This window comes from Pseudomonas brassicacearum (assembly GCF_003732225.1).
In the GTDB taxonomy this organism is placed as follows: Bacteria; Pseudomonadota; Gammaproteobacteria; order Pseudomonadales; family Pseudomonadaceae; genus Aquipseudomonas; species Aquipseudomonas brassicacearum_E.
On record NZ_MOBJ01000009.1, the window covers coordinates 591,898 to 611,679 of the forward strand.

Genomic DNA, 19,782 nt, shown 5'->3' on the forward strand with positions numbered 1-19,782 from the left:
GGCTGAACGTTGGCAAATCAACAGGCAAACCCCAAGTATTGTACAAAGCGCCGGTTTTTCAAAAATCGGCCAAAGGAGATCCTGATGGCCACTGCACATGTTTTCATCGCCACCAGTCTGGATGGCTTCATCGCCCGACCTGATGGTGACATCGACTGGCTGTTGCAGCGCGATGATCAGACCGAGGATCATGGCTACTCAACCTTCATCGCCGATAAGGATGTGATCGTGATGGGGCGGGGAAGCTATGAAAAGGCGCTGACCTTCGACACATGGTTCTACGACCGGCCTGTAGTGGTGCTGTCAGAACAGCTGGCCGATTCGTCGGTGCCCGAGGCGCTGAAGGGCAAGCTGCGTTTTTCCAACCTCAAACCCGGGGCCGTGATGGAGGAAATGGCGAGGCAAGGCGTGCGTCGGGTCTATGTCGATGGCGGGCAGTTGGTGCAATCATTCCTGCGCGATGGGTTAGTCGCCGATATGGTGATTACCACTGTTCCTGTGCTGATCGGGTCGGGAAGGCCATTATTCGGGGCCCTTCAGCAGGACATTGAATTGAAACTGGTATCCAGCCGCTGCTTTCCTTCGGGTTTGGTGCAATCCACCTATCGGTTGACCCCATGACCCGCCCGCGTGGACGTCCGATCCAAGGACACATACAGACGAAATATCGAAGGTCGTCGCACAAATTGGATTCGAGTTTGACGTGCGCGCTGACGTTCTGAGAATTTGGGGATACTTCCCAAAATCGTATGAAGACTTTCCGCCTGTATGACAGTCTGGGATCGGCTGTCTGCTAAACCCTTCGCCCCAGTAACTACAATATCTAACCTCGACACGGGGGGCGCTTTGGGTCGTTGCGTCCACCGGTTGAATCCACAACCCAAAGCAGTCATCGAGAAGAGACCGATAGGGATACGCTAAAGTTATGCGGGGCGTCGATCAATTTTGATCCACTGTTCGTGCTGCTTCCGTCCCTGGAGGGCCCAATGCGGCCTATCACCACGTGCCTGGTGGCGCTGTTTGTTCTTTGCCTGACTCTTGAAGTGCCAGCCCAGACCAACGACTGCCCAGCTGGCGAGAAACAAGTTTGCCTGGACGGCTGTATCTGCCTGCCAGGTCTGGGGCAGATGCCTGATGGCATCTACCAGATCGCGGCACCTGCCCTGGCGCTGTGGCTAACCCAAGCTCGCGCTGAAGCAGCCAACGCCGACATCCAGCCCATTCCACCGCACATCCGGGAGCAACTGCTGCGTTGGTACGCCCCCAGTGTCCTTGATGCCGCGCGCTACAAAGTTAGCGACAACGGCCAATTCAGCACCGCCACAGCCATGCTGCAAAACCCCGATGTCGGTGCCGTGACGCTGATCGACATCATCCTCTTCCGGGACGCTCAAACCGCAGAACAGGACATCGCGCTCTGGGCTCACGAACTAAAGCATGTGCAGCAGTATCAGGAATGGGGGGTGGAAGGATTTGCCCAGCGGTATACACAAGATTTCAATGCTGTGGAGGTGCCAGCTTATGCCATACAGTCTGAGGTCAGACGGTCGGTGCGGGAAGGGACTCACTGAATATTGCCAAGTTGAAGAGGGGCAAATCCCGCGTCTTGTCCGCAAGCACTGTGTGTGGTCACCACCCACTCTGACTTCACGCTTGGAGGATGGGGTGGTAAAAAATGATACTGGTCGCGGTGGCCGATGCAGCGGGAACTTCAGGGTACGAGTCAGGTCCATTGGCAGCCTGTACCGGAGATGCCGAGCAGCGCTGTGGCCTGTTTTACAGCAGTGCCGTCCGAGATCAGTCGAGTCCGCCCCCTGATGCCAACCAAGAGTTTTATGCCGGGTCTCATCCTGGTGTTCTGCGCCGTCGCGTCGCTTTGTTCGGTTGCTGCCGAGCGAAGTTCGCCCTCGCAAAGTAACAGCGCATCAACCACCCTGATCGAAACGGCCTCGCGGCAGTATGGAAATGGCCAGTTGGACCAAGCCGCTGCCACGCTGGAGCGTGCCCTGCATATCCAGCCGAACAATCCCGCGACACTGCATTACCTCGGTGTATTGCGTCTTCAGCAGGGTCAGTACCAGCAGGCTGAAACGTTGGCGGTGCGCTCGAACTTGGGGGTTGGTCGCAACGTCGCGTTACGCAACCGCAACTTCCAATTGATCCAGGCGGCGCAGCAGGCCCAGTCTTCGAGTACCCCGGCCAACGCCAAAGAGGATCTGGTCACAGTACAGAAGGGGCTGGAAGAGGAGACCCCAAGGCGCCGCGAAGCAGAAATGGCCGTTGCTGAACAATCCACTCTGGATACTGGGCGCGACACTGGCAGACCTCGGCCCGAAGGAAGATTGCAAATGGCTTCCGTCGAGCCAGAGCCCGCGTACGACGAGGTTGAGATTCCCCGCGGCCATTTGCCGCCTCCGGGTAAATGCCGAATTTGGTTTCCTGATCGCCCGCCGGGGCATCAGCCCGCACCCGGCAGCTGCAAGAAGCTGCGATATCGGGTTCCGTTAGGAGCCTACTTGGTGCGCGGTTGAGTTTCTGAGTATCCACCTCTGAACGACTTAGCCAATCTGTTGCATCGACCGGTTGAATCCACAGTCCCCTTTTCATTCAGTGCACCGCATCGGGCGTTTTGTATTCCTGGATAACCGAGATATCAGCTGTCACCGCCATGCACCGATTCCCGGCAACTTGTTACCTAATCTCTCGCCGTGGTGCAAAAAAATACCTCAGGACTCACCAGTCCACAGATCGGCTGGGGGGCTGTTTTTTCGCTTTTTTATATTTGATCCCGTGTGTTGTGCGACTTTCAGGCGTTTTGGAGTACCTGGACAAAGGCGGATGGAGAGTGGTTGGCCACAAAGTTGCATACATGTATGTACAAGTCTATATGCCCGCCATAGATGGATATTAAAAGGGAACACCCGATAAAGCTGGGGGGCATTCATGATGCCGGCGTGTCCGCGCCATAAAGATCCGAGAGCAAACTGTTATGAAAACCAAAGTATTTCCAGGATGGTACGTAGTGTTCGCGGCACATTTGCTGCTGGCACTTATCTTTGGCGGCGCCTACTCCTTCGGGGCGTTTTTTTCGCAGATCCAGTCCAGCTTCGATGTGGGGCGTTTTTCCGTGGCATCGGTGTTTTCACTGACGGCCTTCATCTACTACGCGGTCGGGGTCTTCTCCGGATCTCTGGCGGATCGCATCTCGACCCGGGTCGTGGTCTGCGCCGGCATCATCTTGCTGGCGCTCGGTTTTTTTCTCGGTAGCCTTGCCTCCGGCTCGTTGCAGCTGTTCCTGGTGTGCTTCTGCTCCCTGGTCGGATTGGGGGTCGGTCTGGTGTATGTACCGACGGTGGCAGCGGTCCAGCGCTGGTTCATCAAGAACCGCAGCAAGGCTTCGGGCATAGCGTTGGCGGGAACCGGTGTCGGGACTTTTGTTGGACCGACAGCTTCCGGGCTGCTGATGCAGCATTTTTCCTGGGAGTCGACGATGCAGATCTTCGCCGTGGCCATTCTTGTCGTTGGCCTGCTGGTGGCGTCGCTGGTGAGGAGCAATCCCCAGGAGCTGGGCCTTTTGCCCGATGGTCTCGCCCCCTCTGCAAGCGGCGGGCGTCAGGCGGCACCCAGCGGTATGCGCTTGGCCGAAGCGGCGAGTACGGGGCGATTCTGGTGGTACTTCGGGGCGATTTTTTTGGGCTCGGTCGGGTTGTTTCTCGCGCTTGTGCACATCAATCCCTACGCCCGCCAGTTTGGCATTTCCGCCACCCAGGCCAATCTGTTGATCGGGCTTATCGGTGTCGGCAACGTAGCCGGCCGGTTGTTCCTGGGGAGTATCGGTGACCGGATGGGCGCGCGTCGCCTGTTGATCGTTCTGACCTTCGCGCTGGCGCTGCTTAATCTTCTGTGGCTCGGAGCCCATACATTCGTCACGCTGGCGCTGTTCGCTATTGGTTTCGGTGTGGCCAATGGTGGCTGCATATCCCTCTATCCGTCGGTGGCTGCCAACTGGTTCGGCACGGCGAATCTGGGGGCGATCCTGGGCGCGCTGTACATTTCGGTCGGGGTGGCCGCCCTGATCGGAGGGAGCGTCGCAGGGCTGTTGTTCGATCTTTACCAGAGTTACGCGGCATCGATCATGCTGGGGGCGCTCTGTGCGCTGCTGTCAGTGGTGTTCATTCTGATTGCCGGTCGCCAGTTGCCTCAGATTGCTGTCCGGGCCCCCTCGGCAGGGTCTATTTAACCGCATACACCTTGCGCACATACCGCGTACTTTTCCAGGCGCATGGCGCACCTTGGGGCACGAATACGCTGTCACCGGTGTTGACCGTCAGGCTCGTTCCGTCGGGACCCAGCAGGGTGACGCTGCCTTCAATCAGGTGCATCAGCTCATTGAGTTTATGCGGCCGGCCATGGCGTTCGTAGGGTGTCGAATCCCAGACACCGACGCGCAGGTCGGTGGTGCTGTCTTCGAAGGCATTGCGTGACCGGCACTGCGGGGTAGGTCCGATCAATATTTGTGGCTCCGGTGCGGCCGATGGCGAGAGCATCGCCAGTGGGTCGAGCAGGGTCAGGCCGGGAGTCGGTTTCACGGTGTTGACGGCACAGAATGCCCAGCGTGTGCCGGGTTGCGCGTCAACTCGCAGTGCCGTCCCGCGACCGATCACCGCGCTGGCGCCGACACCCAGTTCCAGCGTCTGCTCTTGGGTTTTCAGCGTGACGTGGCCGATGTGGACCACGACCACTTCGGTGTGCGGGAAATCATCACAGTCAAACACTTCGCTTGCATCGACGATACCGGCAGACACGCCATCTGCGCCGGTATGAGCGACCTGACGAGCGTCCATAAATGGATCGGCAGCACTCAAGGACGTTGCTTTGAAAGAGTTGGCAACACGGCTGCCGTCGGCGCGAGCCAACAGCAGAACGGTAGGCTGGGACATACGGGTGACGCTCCATGGAAATGGGGTATAGAGGGAGTTGGATAGCGCTTGCTTGATCGAGCGCAGTGGTCAGCCGATAGCTTGGGTGACGAGCGCGAACTGCCGGATGCCGTTGACCGAATGCGGCGGTGTGCCCCGGGCCATTTGCGCCACAGTGTCGACCTGCTTGAGGCCGACCGACGCCAGCCACTCGCTCAAGCCGCTGTCTGCCGGAATATCGATGCGCACGAAGGCATCCGGTACGTGGGCCAGTAACTCGGCGATCAGGTGTTTGGCCTGTTCGATGTTCTCGGCGACCACGGGGCCGATACCGCGACCACGGCCATAGGGGCGCAGCAAGGCGAAGGCGCACACCTGGCCATCGCGCTCGATGACAACCGAATGCTCGACCACATTGAACAGGTCGTTGAGAACCGTTTGCCGGTCCAGCCCGGTGCCCGCATTGGCCAGTTCCAGCACGCGGGCCTTATCGGTGTCACGTAGCGGGCGACAGGTTTCACCGTCAGCCAGCGGCACAGGTGCAGGGGCTTGCGCCGGGCCCTGGTGTTGCTGAATCCGACCGAACTCGACAAAGCCCTGACTCGCGTAAAGCGGTGCACCGGCGAGGGTCGCGTTGAGTACCGGGGTGCGTGACTGGCAAGCATCAAGTGCCTGCTCCATCAGCTTGCGACCGATGCCCTTGCCTTGATAGTCGTCGCTGACGATCACCAGGCCGATGGTGGCGAAACCGCCTTGGGGACAGGCGAACGCCGTACCGATCAGACGCTCGCCATCGAGCGCTACAAAGCCGTCGCTGATTCTCAGCACCATGGCCCAGTCGTCCAGCCGATGGGGCCACTTCAATTGCACGGACAAGGCATGGGCCGAGGGCAGGTCGGCGGTTGTCATCGGGCGATAGACATAAGCAGAAGGGTGCGGGGCGGACATGGCGAGTCTCCGTTGGACAGTGTGCGCGATCAACCGCTTTGCGGCGCGATGGTGCCTGTATCCCATCTGCGTGAAGGCCTGACAAGAGGGGGCCGAACATTCGGCAGATTCCGCACGCGCAAGGCCCACAGACCACACTTACTACTAAATTGCCCGGCAAGGTCGGCAGCAAATGCTTGGGCTTTTTTTCTACGATGGAAGCCTGAGTTCACGACTCTCCGTCCCTTTTTTGGAGTGCTCCATGGATAGCTTCGATCCTCGCCTTATCGCTGTGCGCAGCGCTCATTTCATTGCCGGTCAATACCGCGATGCTCAACCGGGGCTTGAGGTGGTGCGGCCGTCGGATGGCCAGGTCTACGCCCAGTTGCCGATTGCCGATGCTGACTTGGTGGATGAAGCGGTCAACGATGCCTGGCAGGCTTTCCATCGCAGCGATTGGGCCAGCCGCCCACCCCGGGAGCGGGCGCGGGTCATGCGTCGCTGGGCCGATCTGATCGAAGCTGACGCGGCCGTCCTGGCGCCGCTGGAATCAGTGGGCTCGACCCGTCCGCATAAAGATGTGATCGCCTGGGATATTCCCTACGTCGCCGAGGGCATTCGTTTCTTTGCCGAACTGGCGGACAAGCACGGCGGCCAGGTTGCCGCCACCCAGACCGATCGACTGGGCATGCAAATCGCCGAACCTTACGGCGTGATTGCCGCCATCGCGCCGTGGAATTTCCCGTTGAGCATGGCCTCCTGGAAAGTCGCGCCGGCGCTGGCCGCAGGCAATGCCGTGGTGCTCAAGCCTTCAGAGCTGACGCCGTTTTCCAGTCTGCGTTTTGCCGAGCTGGCGTTGCAGGCGGGGATGCCGGCGGGGATTTTCAACGTGATTCAGGGCGATGGCCGGGTCACGGGCGATGCCTTGTGCCGTCATCCACGGGTGGGCAAGGTGACCTTTACCGGTTCCACTGCGACCGGTTCGAGCATCATGTCCACCTGCGCGCTGGTCGGTCCGAAACCGGTCACCCTGGAGCTCGGCGGCAAGAGTCCGCAATTGGTCTTCGCCGATGTACCGGATATCGCCAAAACCGCTCGCACGGTGGCCTTGGCCATTACCGGTAATGCCGGGCAGGTGTGCGTGTCCGGGTCTCGGCTGTTGATTCAGCGTTCGATCATGGAACCGTTTGTCGCACACTTGCAGGCGTATTTCGAGGAGCTGCGCCCCGGCCCGACCTGGTCGTCCGAGAGCACGCTGTCGCCGATCATTTCCCGGCAGCAGGCCAGCCGCATCGATGGCATCGTCCAGCGCTCGCGTCAGGCCGGTGCCGAAGTGCTCACCGGCGGCGGGCTATTCGAAGGTCTCGGTGGCGCCTATTACCAGCCGACCTTGCTGACCGGGCTGGACAACCAGAACCCGGCGGTCTGCGAAGAAATCTTCGGCCCGGTGCTGACGGTGCAGGCGTTCGATGATGAAGAGCAGGCGCTAAGTCTGGCGGCGCATGCGACTTACGGCCTGGCGGCGGGTGTGCATACGGCCGACATCAATCGCGCCTTGCGCCTGGTTCGGCGGCTGGAAGCGGGGACCGTGTGGGTCAATCGTTACGGACGCAGTAACGACTACATCCTGCCGACCGGTGGCTACAAACGTTCCGGTATTGGCAAGGATCTGGGGCGCGAAGCGTTCGAAGCCAATTTGCGCTTCAAGAGTGTGCTGATCGATATCGTGCAGTAACGCGCCGGTCATAAGCCCCCGACGCAACCCGTAGCAGCTGCCGAGCCTGCGAGGCTGCGTTCGGCTGCGGAGCAGTCGCAAAATCAGAACTCGCGGTACATCAGACAGATCCTGCACACCGGGTTTACGACTGCTCCGCAGCCGAACGCAGCCTCGCAGGCTCGGCAGCTGCTACGGGGTGTACAAGTAAGCCGCGAACTGCACCCAAACGGGCGCTTCCTCAGGGAAGCGCCCGTTTTCGTTCTGCCCGGCGCAGGTTCTGCGGTGAATCGGTGTGCGCTTGAGCCTTGCGGCGTTATAAAGGCCCATAAGGGCGCATGAATACGGGGTTTGCCCAAGGCTGGAGCGCCCCGCAAAGTCTGCTGAGGGCGGGCGCTAAAACGGTGGTTTGTATCGAGCAGAGGTCGCTTTTAACGCCATCTGCTGATTTCACGGTGGTGTAATGACGGTGTGCTGCAGCGTTGCATCACGGCTCCCGGAACGGAGCGAATGCTTGTCACGCCATGACCTCAACGAACTTCAGGACCGCACTCAATGAGCTTTCTTCGCCCCAAATTCATTACGTTCGACTGCTACGGTACGCTGACCAATTTCCACATGGGTACGATGACTCGCGAACTGTTCGCCGATCGTGTGGTGCCCGAGCAGATGGAGCAGTTCGTCAAGGACTTCTCGGCCTATCGCCTGGACCAGGTCATGGGTGACTGGATGCCGTATGACGAAATCCTCAAGACCGCCCTGGCGCGGACCTGCAAGCGTTGGGGTATTGAATACCGTGGCGAAGGCCAGCTGTATTACGACGCCGTGCCGACTTGGGGCCCGCACCCGGACGTACCGGCCGGCCTGTCGAAAATCGCCGACAAGATCCCGCTGGTGATTTTCTCCAACGCCAGCAACAGCCAGATCATGTCCAACGTCGATAAGCTCGGCGCACCGTTTCACAAGGTTTTTACCGCCGAACAGGCACAAGCCTACAAACCGCGCCTGGCCGCGTTCGAGTACATGCTCGACAACCTCAACTGTGGCCCGGAAGACATCTTGCATGTGTCGTCGAGCTTCCGTTACGACCTGATGCCGGCCCACGACATGAAGATCAAGAACAAGGCCTTCGTCGCCCGTGGTCACGAAGTCCCGGCCAACGCTTTCTACGAGTACCGGCAGATCACCGACATCGGTGGACTGGCGGCGCTGGTCGGTCTCTGAATCGTCATCGTAACGGCACTCTTTTTGGCATAAGGCGGGTTAGACATGGGCAGTGAATCCTACTGGCTCGACACTGCACCGGCGTTCACCGGTGCTCAGTCCGGCGCGTTGCCCGGGCAGGTCGACGTGGCCATCGTCGGGGGTGGTTTCACCGGCCTGGCGGCGGCTCGGGCGCTGGCCTTGAAGGGCGCCAGTGTGGTGGTGCTGGAAGCCGGCAGGGTGATCGGCGAAGCCTCGGGTCGCAACGGCGGTCAGTGCAATACCGGCGTGGCTCAGGATTACGCCGGCCTGAGCGCCAGCCTCGGCGCCGACAAGGCGCGGGCCTATTACAAGGCTTACGAGAGTGCCGTGCACAGCGTGGTTTCGCTGGTGGAGCAGGAGCAGATCGCCTGCGACCTCAAGCGTAACGGCAAGCTCAAGTTGGCCGCCAAGCCGATGCACTACGAGGGCCTGGCGCGGACCTGCGAATTGATTCGCCGGGAAGTCGATGCCGATGTCGAGTTGCTGTCTGCCGAACAGATACGCGCTGAAGTCGACTCGGCCCAGTTCCACGGAGGATTGCTGCAGCGCAACGGCGTGCAGATGCATGTCGGGCGCTTCGGCGTCGGTCTGGCCGAGGCGGCGGCACGTCACGGTGCGTTGATCTATCAAGACACGCCGGTGACGGACTGGAAAGCCCAGGCCGGCGGCTATCGGGTCAACACCGCCAAGGGTTCGCTGCACGCCGGGCAAGTGCTGCTGGCGACCGGCGCCTGTCAGCACGGCGGGTTGGGCTGGTATCGGCGGCGGATCGTGCCGGTGGGCAGTTTCGTGATCGCCACCGAGGTCCTTCCCCAGAGCCTGATCGACCAGTTGTTGCCCGGTCGGCGGGCCTATGTCACCAGTCGGATGATCGGTAACTACTTTCGCCTGACCCCGGACAACCGTTTGCTGTTTGGCGGCCGTGCGCGGTTCGCCATGTCCGACAGCGTCTCCGACGCCAAGAGCGGCAAGGTGCTGCGGGCGGCGATGGTGCAGATGTTCCCGGCGTTGGCCAAGGTGAAGATCGATTACTGCTGGGGCGGATTGGTGGACATGACCTCCGACCGGCTACCCCGTGCCGGTCAGCACGGTGGGGTTTATCACTCCATGGGCTACAGCGGCCATGGGGTGCAGATGTCGGTGCACATGGGCCAGGTCATGGCCGAAGTGATGGCCGGCAAGGTCGAGGCCAATCCCTGGCGCGAACTCGACTGGCCGGCGATTCCCGGGCATTTCGGCAAACCGTGGTTCCTGCCGCTGGTGGGCGCTTATTACCGGTTCCAGGACTATTTGCATTGAGTTGAAGTTGTGGCGTCACCGTCGTTTGCGTTTCAAAACGCTCCGGACAACCGCGAGCATGAGCCTTCTCATTATCGACAGGTACAGCTTAAATGAATGATGACAAGATCGACTCCAAACTGATCTCCGGCCAGGAAAGCCTGAGAGTGTTCGAAGGCCTCAATCGCGGCATGTCACGCCGCAACGCGTTGCAATTGCTCGGTGTCGCCGGGGTGGCTGCAGCGGGTGCCGGTAGCCTGTTCGGCGCCGCCGGCAAACTGTTTGCCGACGAAGCCGCGAGCCCCGGCAAAGGCAAGCCGGGCGGGCGGATTCGTGTCGCCGGCATGTCCAGCTCCACCGCCGATACCCTGGACCCGGCCAAAGGTGCGCTGTCCACCGACTACGCACGCCATTATATGTTCTACAACGGCCTGACCCGTTTCGACAGCCATCTGGTGCCGCAACTGGAGCTGGCCGAGCGTATCGACAACACCGATGCCACGCTGTGGACCATCACCTTGCGCAAGGATGTGACCTTCCACAACGGCAAAACCCTGAGCGCTGCCGACGTGGTGTTCTCGCTGTCGCGGCACAAGGATCCGTTGACCGGTTCCAAGGTCATGCCGCTGATGGAGCAGTTCGCCGAGATCAAGGCCACTGGCCCCAACGAAGTGCAGATCCGCCTGAGCGCACCGAACGCCGAACTGCCGTCGATCCTCGCGGTATCGCACCTGCTGATCGTTCCCGAAGGCACCACCGACTTCAACCAGGGCATCGGTACCGGGCCGTTCAAGGTCAAGGAGTTCAAACCGGGTGTGCGTTCGATTGCCGCGCGCAATACCGGCTACTGGAAACCGGGCCTGCCTTATCTGGACGAGATCGAGTTCATTGCCATTGCCGACGAGCCGTCGCGGATCAACGCGCTGCTCTCGGGCGACGTGCACATGATCAACGAAGTCAACCCGCGCTCCACCACGCGAATCAAGGCCAGCGCCGGTCACCGCGTCGTCGACGCGCCATCGGGCAACTACACTGACTTGATCATTCGTCAGGATCAGATGCCCGGCAAAAGCGCGGAATTCACCCAGGCCATGAAGTACCTGATGGACCGCGAGCAGATCAAATCCGCGGTGTTCCGTGGTTATGCAGTGGTCGGTAACGACCATCCGATTGCCCCCGGTTCGCGCTACTACAACGCTGACTTGCCGCAGACCGTCTACGACCCGGAAAAAGCCAGGTTCCTGTTGAAGAAGGCCGGTATGGACAGCATCAACATGCCGCTGGTGGCATCACCTGCCGCCACCGGTTCGGTGGACATCGCGGTGCTGCTGCAGCAATCGGCGAAACAGGCCGGGCTCAAGCTCGACGTCAACCGTCTGCCCAGCGATGGCTACTGGTCCAACCACTGGATGAAACACCCGTTGAGCTTCGGCAACATCAACCCGCGGCCGAATGCCGACGTGATGTTTTCGCAGTTCTTCCAGTCGAGCGCGCCGTGGAACGAATCCGGCTGGAAGAACGACCAGTTCGACCAGTTGCTGATGCTCGCCCGGGGTGAAACCGACGACGCCAAGCGCAGCAAGATGTACGCGGACATGCAGACCCTGGCGCATGACCACTGCGGTATCGGCATCCCGGTGTTCATCAGCAACATCGATGCGGTCGACCAGCGCGTCAAAGGCTATGGCAGCAACCCGTTGGGCGGCTTCATGGGCTACATGTTCGCCGAGCAGGTCTGGCTGGATGCTTGATGGGCCGATGATGTTTGTGCCGCCGCGACATTGCAGGAGAACAGGGCGATGAATAGCAACACACTGTGGTTGATCGGCCGGCGTATGGGCGCCGCGATCGTGACCTTGTTGATCGTGTCCATGGTGGTCTTCGCCATCACGGCGGTACTGCCGGGGGACGCGGCGCAACAGGCTCTGGGGCAGTTCGCCACGCCGGAACAGGTGGCGGCGCTGCGCCTGAAACTGGGGCTGGATCAGCCCGGTGTGTTGCGTTACCTGCATTGGTTGATGAGCCTGCTGAGCGGCGATATGGGGCAGTCCGTCTCCAACGCCATGCCGGTCAGCGACTTGATGGCCGGTCGGGTGCCCAACACCTTGATGCTGGCGGCCGCCACGGCGCTGGTGTCAGTGCCGGTGGCGCTGATTCTGGGGATCGGTTCGGCCATGGGCCGGGGCGGGCGCATCGACAGCTTCCTCAGCTTTGTCACCCTGGCGATGGTTGCCGTACCGGAGTTTTTGGTAGCAACGCTGGCGGTACTGATTTTTGCGGTGAACCTGGGCTGGCTGTCGGCGTTGTCCTATGCCAGCGACATCACCTCACCGCTGCAATTTCTGCGCACTTACGCCTTGCCGGTGATGACGCTCTGCTGCGTGATCGTCGCGCAAATGGCGCGCATGACCCGGGCCGCGGTGATCGACCAACTCGATAGCCCTTATGTGGAAATGGCCCGGCTCAAAGGCGTGAGCCCGGTGCGGATCGTCCTGCGCCATGCCTTGCCCAATGCCATCGGGCCGATTGCCAATGCCATCGCCTTGAGTCTGTCCTATCTGCTGGGCGGGGTGGTGATCGTCGAGACGATCTTCAACTACCCCGGCATCGCCAGCCTGATGGTCGATGCGGTGACCAACCGTGACATGGCGCTGGTCCAGGCCTGCACCATGCTGTTTTGTACGGCGTACCTGGGGTTGGTGCTGATTGCCGACCTGTGCGCGATTCTTTCCAATCCAAGGCTGAGAAACCAATGAACAAGCTCATTGTGAAATCGACGCCTGTGACCCCCGACCTGTCGGTTGGCAAGGTGTCTCATGGGCCGTCCTGGCTGGGTCTGGTCGGGGCTGCGATGTGTTTTATCTGGTTGCTGGTGGCGGTCTTCGGCCCGTGGCTGGCGCCGCACCCGGTCGGCGAAGTGGTCTCCGACAATGTCTTCGACAGCCTGAGTGCTGCGTACCCGTTCGGCACCGATTACCTGGGCCGCGACATGCTCAGCCGGATCCTCGTCGGCGCACGTTTCACTGTCGGCCTGGCGCTGGTCGCGGCGGTGCTGGCCAGCGGTCTGGGCACCAGTTGCGCACTGCTGTCGGTGGTCTCGCCGAAATGGCTGGATGAAATAATCAGTCGCCTGATGGACGCTTTCATTTCGATCCCAAGCAAGATGCTGGCGCTGATCATGGTCTCGGCCTTCGGCTCTTCGGTCACGTTGCTGATCTGCACGGCGGTGCTGAGTTTCACCCCCGGCGCGTTCCGCATTGCCCGCAGCATGGCGGTGAATATCGAAGCGCTGGAGTATGTACAAGTGGCCCGAACCCGTGGCGAGCGACGGCTGTATATCGCGTGTGTGGAAATCCTGCCAAACATGCTCAACCCGGTGCTGACCGACCTGGGGCTGCGCTTCGGTTTCATTGTGTTGTTACTGAGCGGCATGAGTTTCCTCGGTCTGGGCGTGCAACCGCCGGATGCCGATCTGGGGTCTCTGGTGCGCGAAAACATTGGTGGTCTCAATCAGGGCGCGCCGGCCATCGTGATTCCGGCTCTGGCCATCGGCACCCTGACCATTGGTGTAAATCTGTTTATCGACAGGCTGTCGTCCCGGCGTAGTCGACGTTCGGGGGGGTATTGAGATGAGTGAATTAATTCGAGTCCAGGACCTGCGCGTGGTCGCCTGTGGCGAGCGCGGCGAAGTAGAAATCGTCAAGGGTGTGAGCTTCTCCCTGGAAAAAGGCGAAGTGCTGGCGCTGATTGGTGAGTCGGGCTCCGGCAAGACCACCATCGCCCTGGCGCTGCTCGGTTACGCCCGGCGCGGTTGCCGGTTGGCCGGCGGCGTGGTGCAAGTCGGCGAACACGACATGCTGGCGTTGAGCGAACGCGAACTGCAAGGCCTGCGCGGTAACCGTGTGTCGTATATCGCGCAAAGCGCTGCGGCGGCGTTCAACCCGGCGAAAAAGCTCATCGACCAAGTGGTGGAGGGCGCGCTGATTCATGGTCTGGGCAACCGGACCGTGCTCGAAGCCAAAGCTATCGAGCTGTTCCGCGACCTGGCTCTGCCGGACCCTGAACACATCGGCCAGCGCTACCCGCACCAAGTGTCTGGCGGGCAATTGCAGCGGGTGATGGCGGCGATGGCGCTGATCAGCGATCCGCTGCTGGTAGTGCTCGACGAACCGACCACTGCGCTCGACGTGACCACTCAAATCGACGTATTGCGCGCTTTCAAACGGGTGGTACGTGAACGTGGGGCGACGGCGGTCTACGTCTCCCACGACCTGGCCGTGGTGGCACAAATGGCCGATCAGATTGTCGTGTTGAATGGCGGCCAGATCTTCGAACAGAGCGCCACCGCGCCCTTGCTCAAAGGCCCGGCCCATGAGTACACCCGCAGCCTGCTGGCGGCGGCACGGCCGGATACGACGATTCGCCCGCCCTGCGGTATCGCCGAAGACCAACCGTTGTTGACCATCAAAGGTCTGACCGCCGGCTATGGCAACAAAAACACCCAAGGCATGCCGTCGATTCGCGTGCTGGAGGACATTGACCTGACGGTGCGCAGAGGCCAGGCCATTGGCGTGATCGGTGAATCAGGTTCGGGTAAGTCGACCCTGGCGCGGGTGGTGGCCGGGTTGCTGACGCCGGCGTTGGGTAGCCTGACCTTCGATGGTCAGCCACTGGGCGGCAGCCTCTCCGAGCGTACCGATGAACAGTTCCGCCGGATTCAAATGGTCTTCCAGAACGCCGACACCGCGCTCAATCCGATGCACAGCGTCAGCACCATTTTGAGCCGACCGCTGAAGATGTATTTCGGCCTCAAGGGCGCCGCATTGCGCGAGCGCATCGGCGAATTGCTGGACCTGGTGCGCTTGCCACGGGGCATGGCTGAGCGTCGGCCGAATGAACTCTCTGGCGGGCAAAAGCAACGGGTCAACCTGGCGCGGGCGCTGGCGGCCAAGCCGGACCTGATTCTGTGCGACGAGGTGACCTCGGCGCTGGATACGGTGGTCGGCGCGGCGATTCTTGAACTGCTGCGCGACCTGCGTCAGGAGCTGGGAGTGTCGTATCTGTTCATCAGCCACGACATCTCCACCGTGCGCGCGCTGTGTGACGACATCGTGGTGATGTACAGCGGCTACAAGGTTCAGGAGGGCAGTCGGCAGTCGTTTGCCCAGGCGCCGTTCCATCCTTACACCGACCTGTTGATTCATTCGGTGCCGGAGCTGCGTCAGGGCTGGCTGGAGAACTGCGGCACCACCTGCGGCACGCTGCCGCCGATCGGTGCGAAGGCCAACGTGCCGGAGTTGTGCACGTTCCTCAATCGTTGCCCGGTGCGGGTCGACGGTCTGTGCAATCACACTGCGCCGAACCGCCGGACGATTGTCGGCGGCAGTGAAATCCTCTGTCATCACGACAGTGCCGAGTTGTTGAAAACCCAGCAGGATTTGAACAGCATGATCCAGGGAGCCTATGCATGAAAGGGCGTTTTGTGAGGCTGGCCGAGCAGGGCCGGCCGACCGTCAAATTGAGGGTGGACGGCGCACCCATCGAGGCGTTGCAGGGCGACACGCTGATGGTCGCGTTGCTGACCCAGGGTTCGGCGCTGCGTCAGTCGGAGTTCGACTCGGGCCGGCGTGCCGGTTTTTGCCTGATGGGCGCCTGTCAGGATTGCTGGGTCTGGACCCGCAGCGGCGAACGTTTGCGCGCTTGTTCCAACGAAGTCCGTGAAGGGCTGGATATCGTCACTACACAACCGGAGGCGATATGGCCACTGCACGGCTGAGCGCTCATCGAGTGGTGATCGTCGGCGCCGGACCGGCTGGTGTTCGCTGCGCCGAAACCTTGCTGGCGGCGGGCTGCAAGCCGATCCTGATCGATGAAAATCGCCGGGATGGCGGGCAGATCTACCGTCGCCAACCGCAAGGCTTTACCCGCGATTACGCCACGCTGTACGGCACCGAGGCCGCCAAGGCCCAGGACCTGCACCAAAGCTTCGACCGCTTGCGCGGGTTGATCGACTACCGCCCGGACACGCTGGTATGGAACCTCACGCCGGGGCAACTGTGCTGCGTCAGTCAGGGCAAACACTCGACGGTGGATTACGACGCACTGATCCTCTGCACCGGCGCCACCGACCGCTTGATGCCGATTGAAGGCTGGCAACTGGCGGGCACTTACAGCCTCGGTGGCGCGCAGATCGCGCTTAAGTCTCAGGCGGTGTCCATCGGTCATAGCGTGGTGTTCATGGGCAGCGGGCCGTTGCTGTATCTGGTCGCCAGTCAATACCTCAAGGCCGGCGCCAACGTGGCGGCGGTGCTCGACACTTCGCCGCTGGTCAAGCGCATCGGCGCCTTGCCGAAACTGCTGGCGCGCCCCGGATTGCTGTTCACCGGGATGAAACTGTTGGCGCAGCTGTACCGGGCGAAGATCCCGGTGCACCTGGGGATTTCTCCGCTGCAAGTACTGGGCGATGCGGTCAGCGGTGTCAGCGGTGTGCGGGTGCGTACGGCGGCAGGGGTGACCTTGACCGTGGAGTGCAATGCCGTGGCCTTGGGTTATCACCTGCGCCCGGAAACCCAACTGGCGGATCTGGCCGGTTGCCGTTTGCGTTTCGATGAGGCGTCCAGCCAATGGTTGCTGGCCACCGATGAAGAAGGTCGGACTTCGGTGAGCGGTGTGTATGCCGCCGGTGATGGCTCGAAAATTCGCGGGGCGGATGCCGCCGAACACGCCGGGCGCTTGGTCGCCATGGCGTTGCTGGAGGATTTGCACCAGCCGGTGGATGCCGGGTTGCGCGACAAACAACGCCACGCCTTGGCGCTGATGGACCAGTTTCGTCTCGGCCTGGCCCAGGCGTTTCCCTGGCCGTCGGCGCAAGCCAAAGCCTTGCCGGACGCCGCCATTGTCTGCCGCTGCGAGATGATCAGCGCCGGCGAATTGCGTCGCACCGTCAGCGAAAAGGGCGCCTGCGAAGTCAATCGGGCCAAGGCGTTCAGCCGGGTCGGCATGGGCCGGTGCCAGGGCCGTTATTGCTCCCAGGCGGGTGCCGAGGTGATTGCCGCTGCGGCGGGCGTCAGTGTGCAACAGGTCGGCCGCCAGCGCGGCCAGGCACCGGTCAAACCGCTTTCGATGCTCACCGAGGAGGTGTCGCCATGACGGTACAGAAAGCCGATGTGGTGATTGTCGGCGGCGGCCTGATGGGCTCGGCGGCGGCGTTTTTCCTGCGCCAGCGCGGGCAGTCGGTGATCCTGCTGGAGCGCGACCAGATCGGTCAGTACGCCAGCGGCGTGAACTTCGGCAACGTCCGGCGTCAGGGTCGGTTCCTTGGCCAGCTGGAGTTGGCCAACCGTTCCTGGGCGTTGTGGAAACGCTTGCCGGAACTGATCGACGACGACCTCGAATTCATCGCCAGCGGACACATGCGGGTGTGCTACCGCGAAGATGAAATCGCTGAACTTGAGGCCTACGCTGCCGCCCCCGAGGCTGCGCAACTGGACCTGAAAATTTATCGCGGCGCCGAACTGCACCAGCGTTTTCCGTTCCTCGGGCCGGACGTGAAGGGCGGCTCCTACGCGCCCCACGATGGCCACGCCAACCCGCGTCTGGCGGCCCCGGCGTTTGCCCGGGCAGCGCGGCGCCTGGGGGCGCGGATCGAAGAGCAGACCGAAGTCGCGCAAGTGCAGAAGGTTGGCGGCGAGTTCAACATCACCACCACCGATGGTCGCCAGTTCAGCGCCGAACGTTTGCTGATTACCGCCGGTGCCTGGGGCCAGAAGCTTTCGGCGCAGTTCGGCGAGCCAGTGCCGCTGGATACTCACGGCCCACAAATGGCCGTGACCGAGCCAGTGCCGTACGCCTTGCCGACGGTGATCGGCGTGTACACCAAAATTCCCGAGGAGGTGATTTACTTCCGGCAGATCCCGCGTGGCAACATCGTCATCGGTGGCGGCTACCGCAGTAAGCCGGACATGCTGACCCGTCGGGCTCAGGTCGAGCCGCGCAGCATCCTCAACCAGATTCAGCAGATGCGTCGCCTGCTGCCGGGTGTCGGCAATCTGAACATCATCCGCGTCTGGAGCGGCATCGAAGGTTACTTGCCGGACTCCCTGCCGGTGATGGGCTCCAGCGGCACGGTCGACGGGCTGTTCTACGCGTTTGGCTTCTGCGGTCACGGTTTCCAGCTCGGCCCAGGCGTCGGCGACGTCATGGCCGAACTGATCAGCACCGGCAGCACCAGCACTTCGATTGAGCCGTTCTCCATCCGCCGGTTCGCCACTTTATCCGAGCAACGGAGCAAGGCCTCATGAAACCCCGTGTACTGGAAATTCTCAAACGCTTGATGGCCTTCGATACCGTGTCTTCGGAGTCGAATATGGCCTTGATCGAGTACGTACGTGACTTGCTGCAGAGCAAGGGCATCGAGTCGCTGATCGTCAAGGATGACACCGGCAAAAAGGCCAACCTGTTCGCCAGCACTGGCCCTAAAGAATTGCCAGGGATTCTGCTGTCCGGGCACACCGACGTGGTTCCGGCAGCGGGCCAGGCCTGGACCTTTCCGGCGTTTCAGGCGACGGTGCAGGAGGGGCGGATTTACGGTCGCGGCAGCTGCGATATGAAAGGTTTTATCGCCCTGGCGATCGACGCCATGCTCGACGCCGCTGACCATTCGTTGAGTCGACCGCTGCAACTGGCGCTGTCCCATGATGAAGAGACCGGCTGCGTCGGCGTACGGCGTTTGCTGGACGTGTTGCACCTGGCGCCGGTACGGCCATTCCTGTGCCTGATTGGCGAACCGACCAACATGCAGTTTGTGCTCGGGCACAAGGGCAAGGGCTCTTACCGCACGTACTGTCGGGGGCTGGAGGCTCACTCGTCACTGGCACCGCGCTCGGTCAATGCGATTCACGTGGCCTGCGATTTCATTGCGGCACTGCGTCAAAGCCAGCAGCAATTGCAAGAGCAGGGCGCTCGGGATGCGGACTACGACGTGCCTTACAGCACCGTGCATGTCGGGCAGATTGTTGGCGGCAAGGCGCTGAACATCGTGCCGAACCTGTGCACCCTGGATTTCGAGGTGCGCAACCTGCCGGCAGACGATCTGGATCAATTCCTGGAGCAGATGCAAGAGCGTGCCGAGGTGATCGTGCGCGAGGCCAAAAAGCTGTCCAGTGTGGCGGACATCGAGATCGAAACCCTCAACGTTTATCCGGGGCTGGAAACGCATCCGAGCGTTGAAGCCGTGCGCTTTCTGAAGAACTTCGCCGCGCCGGATACCGGCACCGCCAAAGTCTCGTTCGGCACCGAAGGCGGGTTGTTCAAGCAGCGCCTGGATGTGCCGGTGGTGGTCTGCGGGCCGGGCTCGATCGAACAGGCGCACAAGCCGGACGAGTTTATCGAGATCAGCCAGATGGAGGCCGGTGAGCGGTTTCTTGAAGGGTTGCTCGGTTCCTTGAAATTGTAGAACTGTGGTGTTGATAGGTTGTAGGGCAAACAGAGATCAAATGTGGGAGCGAGCTTGCTCGCGATGGCGTCCGTCCAGTCGATATTGATGTTAGCTGACACACCGCTATCGCGAGCAAGCTCGCTCCCACAGGGTTGTTCATTTACCTGTCAGGCCCTGAACCCCCTCGGTAGAGCCTGCCGTCCCACCGCAAATTTCAGCATCCGACACTGCCCTCAAGGCGCTTTCAGCATCCTCATCCGTGG

The 19,782-nt window shown here is 61.3% G+C and carries 17 protein-coding genes and 1 pseudogene; 16 read left to right on the forward strand and 2 right to left on the reverse strand.

The annotated features are described in order from the left end of the window. Nucleotides 1–84: 84 nt before the first annotated feature. The 5 genes and pseudogenes from BK659_RS16315 to BK659_RS16330 all read left to right on the forward strand — a co-directional run bounded on the left by BK659_RS16315 (nucleotide 85) and on the right by BK659_RS16330 (nucleotide 4,240). Nucleotides 85–621, forward strand: coding sequence for a dihydrofolate reductase family protein (locus tag BK659_RS16315; protein WP_123426025.1), 537 nt, complete (start codon nucleotides 85–87; stop codon nucleotides 619–621). A 40-nt stretch (nucleotides 622–661) separates the two neighbouring features. After that, nucleotides 662–772, forward strand: a pseudogene (locus tag BK659_RS28165) (DUF6678 family protein); the annotation flags it as partial. A gap of 214 nt (nucleotides 773–986) precedes the next feature. Further along, the gene (locus tag BK659_RS16320) at nucleotides 987–1,571 is read left to right on the forward strand and encodes an eCIS core domain-containing protein (RefSeq protein WP_123426026.1); all 585 of its coding nucleotides are present in this window, start codon (nucleotides 987–989) and stop codon (nucleotides 1,569–1,571) included. Nucleotides 1,572–1,817: 246 nt separating this feature from the next. Next, nucleotides 1,818–2,531: a tetratricopeptide repeat protein gene (locus BK659_RS16325; RefSeq protein WP_123426108.1), complete on the forward strand. Its 714-nt coding sequence runs from the start codon at nucleotides 1,818–1,820 to the stop codon at nucleotides 2,529–2,531. 458 nt (nucleotides 2,532–2,989) lie between these two features. Then, on the forward strand, nucleotides 2,990–4,240 hold the full coding sequence (locus tag BK659_RS16330; protein WP_123426027.1) for an MFS transporter: 1,251 nt from the start codon (nucleotides 2,990–2,992) through the stop codon (nucleotides 4,238–4,240). On the opposite strand, the gene BK659_RS16335 is transcribed toward BK659_RS16330, so the two are convergent. Both BK659_RS16335 and BK659_RS16340 read right to left on the reverse strand, forming a co-directional pair. Further along, nucleotides 4,233–4,940, reverse strand: coding sequence for a cupin domain-containing protein (locus BK659_RS16335; protein WP_123426028.1), 708 nt, complete (start codon nucleotides 4,938–4,940; stop codon nucleotides 4,233–4,235). The two genes, BK659_RS16330 and BK659_RS16335, sit on opposite strands and share 8 nt — an antisense overlap. Before the next feature lie 69 nt (nucleotides 4,941–5,009). Continuing rightward, nucleotides 5,010–5,867, reverse strand: a complete 858-nt coding sequence (locus BK659_RS16340; RefSeq protein ID WP_123426029.1) for a GNAT family N-acetyltransferase — start codon at nucleotides 5,865–5,867, stop codon at nucleotides 5,010–5,012. Between the two features lie 241 nt (nucleotides 5,868–6,108). Here BK659_RS16340 and BK659_RS16345 point away from each other — a divergent pair, with 241 nt between their 5' ends. The 11 genes from BK659_RS16345 to argE all read left to right on the forward strand — a co-directional run bounded on the left by BK659_RS16345 (nucleotide 6,109) and on the right by argE (nucleotide 19,537). Beyond that, nucleotides 6,109–7,581 (forward strand): aldehyde dehydrogenase family protein, encoded by a 1,473-nt coding sequence (locus BK659_RS16345; RefSeq protein WP_123426030.1) that lies wholly within the window; start codon nucleotides 6,109–6,111, stop codon nucleotides 7,579–7,581. Between the two features lie 534 nt (nucleotides 7,582–8,115). Further along, nucleotides 8,116–8,784, forward strand: coding sequence for a haloacid dehalogenase type II (locus BK659_RS16355; RefSeq protein ID WP_123426032.1), 669 nt, complete (start codon nucleotides 8,116–8,118; stop codon nucleotides 8,782–8,784). Nucleotides 8,785–8,829: 45 nt separating this feature from the next. Continuing rightward, entirely contained in the window at nucleotides 8,830–10,104 is a 1,275-nt protein-coding gene (locus tag BK659_RS16360) for an NAD(P)/FAD-dependent oxidoreductase (RefSeq protein ID WP_123426033.1), read from the forward strand. A gap of 92 nt (nucleotides 10,105–10,196) precedes the next feature. After that, entirely contained in the window at nucleotides 10,197–11,834 is a 1,638-nt protein-coding gene (locus BK659_RS16365; protein ID WP_123426034.1) for an ABC transporter substrate-binding protein, read from the forward strand. A 48-nt stretch (nucleotides 11,835–11,882) separates the two neighbouring features. After that, nucleotides 11,883–12,839: an ABC transporter permease gene (locus BK659_RS16370; protein WP_123426035.1), complete on the forward strand. Its 957-nt coding sequence runs from the start codon at nucleotides 11,883–11,885 to the stop codon at nucleotides 12,837–12,839. Beyond that, complete coding sequence (locus BK659_RS16375) at nucleotides 12,836–13,711, forward strand: ABC transporter permease (protein ID WP_123426036.1); 876 nt, start codon at nucleotides 12,836–12,838, stop codon at nucleotides 13,709–13,711. Before BK659_RS16370 ends, BK659_RS16375 begins: the two co-directional genes overlap by 4 nt. Before the next feature lies 1 nt (nucleotide 13,712). Further along, nucleotides 13,713–15,554, forward strand: a complete 1,842-nt coding sequence (locus BK659_RS16380) for an ABC transporter ATP-binding protein (protein ID WP_123426037.1) — start codon at nucleotides 13,713–13,715, stop codon at nucleotides 15,552–15,554. After that, nucleotides 15,551–15,859 (forward strand): (2Fe-2S)-binding protein, encoded by a 309-nt coding sequence (locus tag BK659_RS16385; protein WP_123426038.1) that lies wholly within the window; start codon nucleotides 15,551–15,553, stop codon nucleotides 15,857–15,859. Before BK659_RS16380 ends, BK659_RS16385 begins: the two co-directional genes overlap by 4 nt. Continuing rightward, nucleotides 15,841–17,232 carry an FAD/NAD(P)-dependent oxidoreductase gene (locus tag BK659_RS16390; RefSeq protein ID WP_123426039.1) on the forward strand — a complete coding sequence of 464 codons (1,392 nt, stop codon included), beginning with the start codon at nucleotides 15,841–15,843 and terminating at the stop codon, nucleotides 17,230–17,232. The genes BK659_RS16385 and BK659_RS16390 overlap by 19 nt, the downstream gene beginning before the upstream one ends. Next, on the forward strand, nucleotides 17,229–18,383 hold the full coding sequence (locus tag BK659_RS16395; protein ID WP_123426040.1) for an NAD(P)/FAD-dependent oxidoreductase: 1,155 nt from the start codon (nucleotides 17,229–17,231) through the stop codon (nucleotides 18,381–18,383). Before BK659_RS16390 ends, BK659_RS16395 begins: the two co-directional genes overlap by 4 nt. Beyond that, a complete protein-coding gene (argE, locus tag BK659_RS16400; protein ID WP_123426041.1) occupies nucleotides 18,380–19,537 on the forward strand; it encodes an acetylornithine deacetylase in 1,158 nt (385 codons plus the stop codon). Before BK659_RS16395 ends, argE begins: the two co-directional genes overlap by 4 nt. The last annotated feature ends 245 nt before the right edge of the window (nucleotides 19,538–19,782 follow it).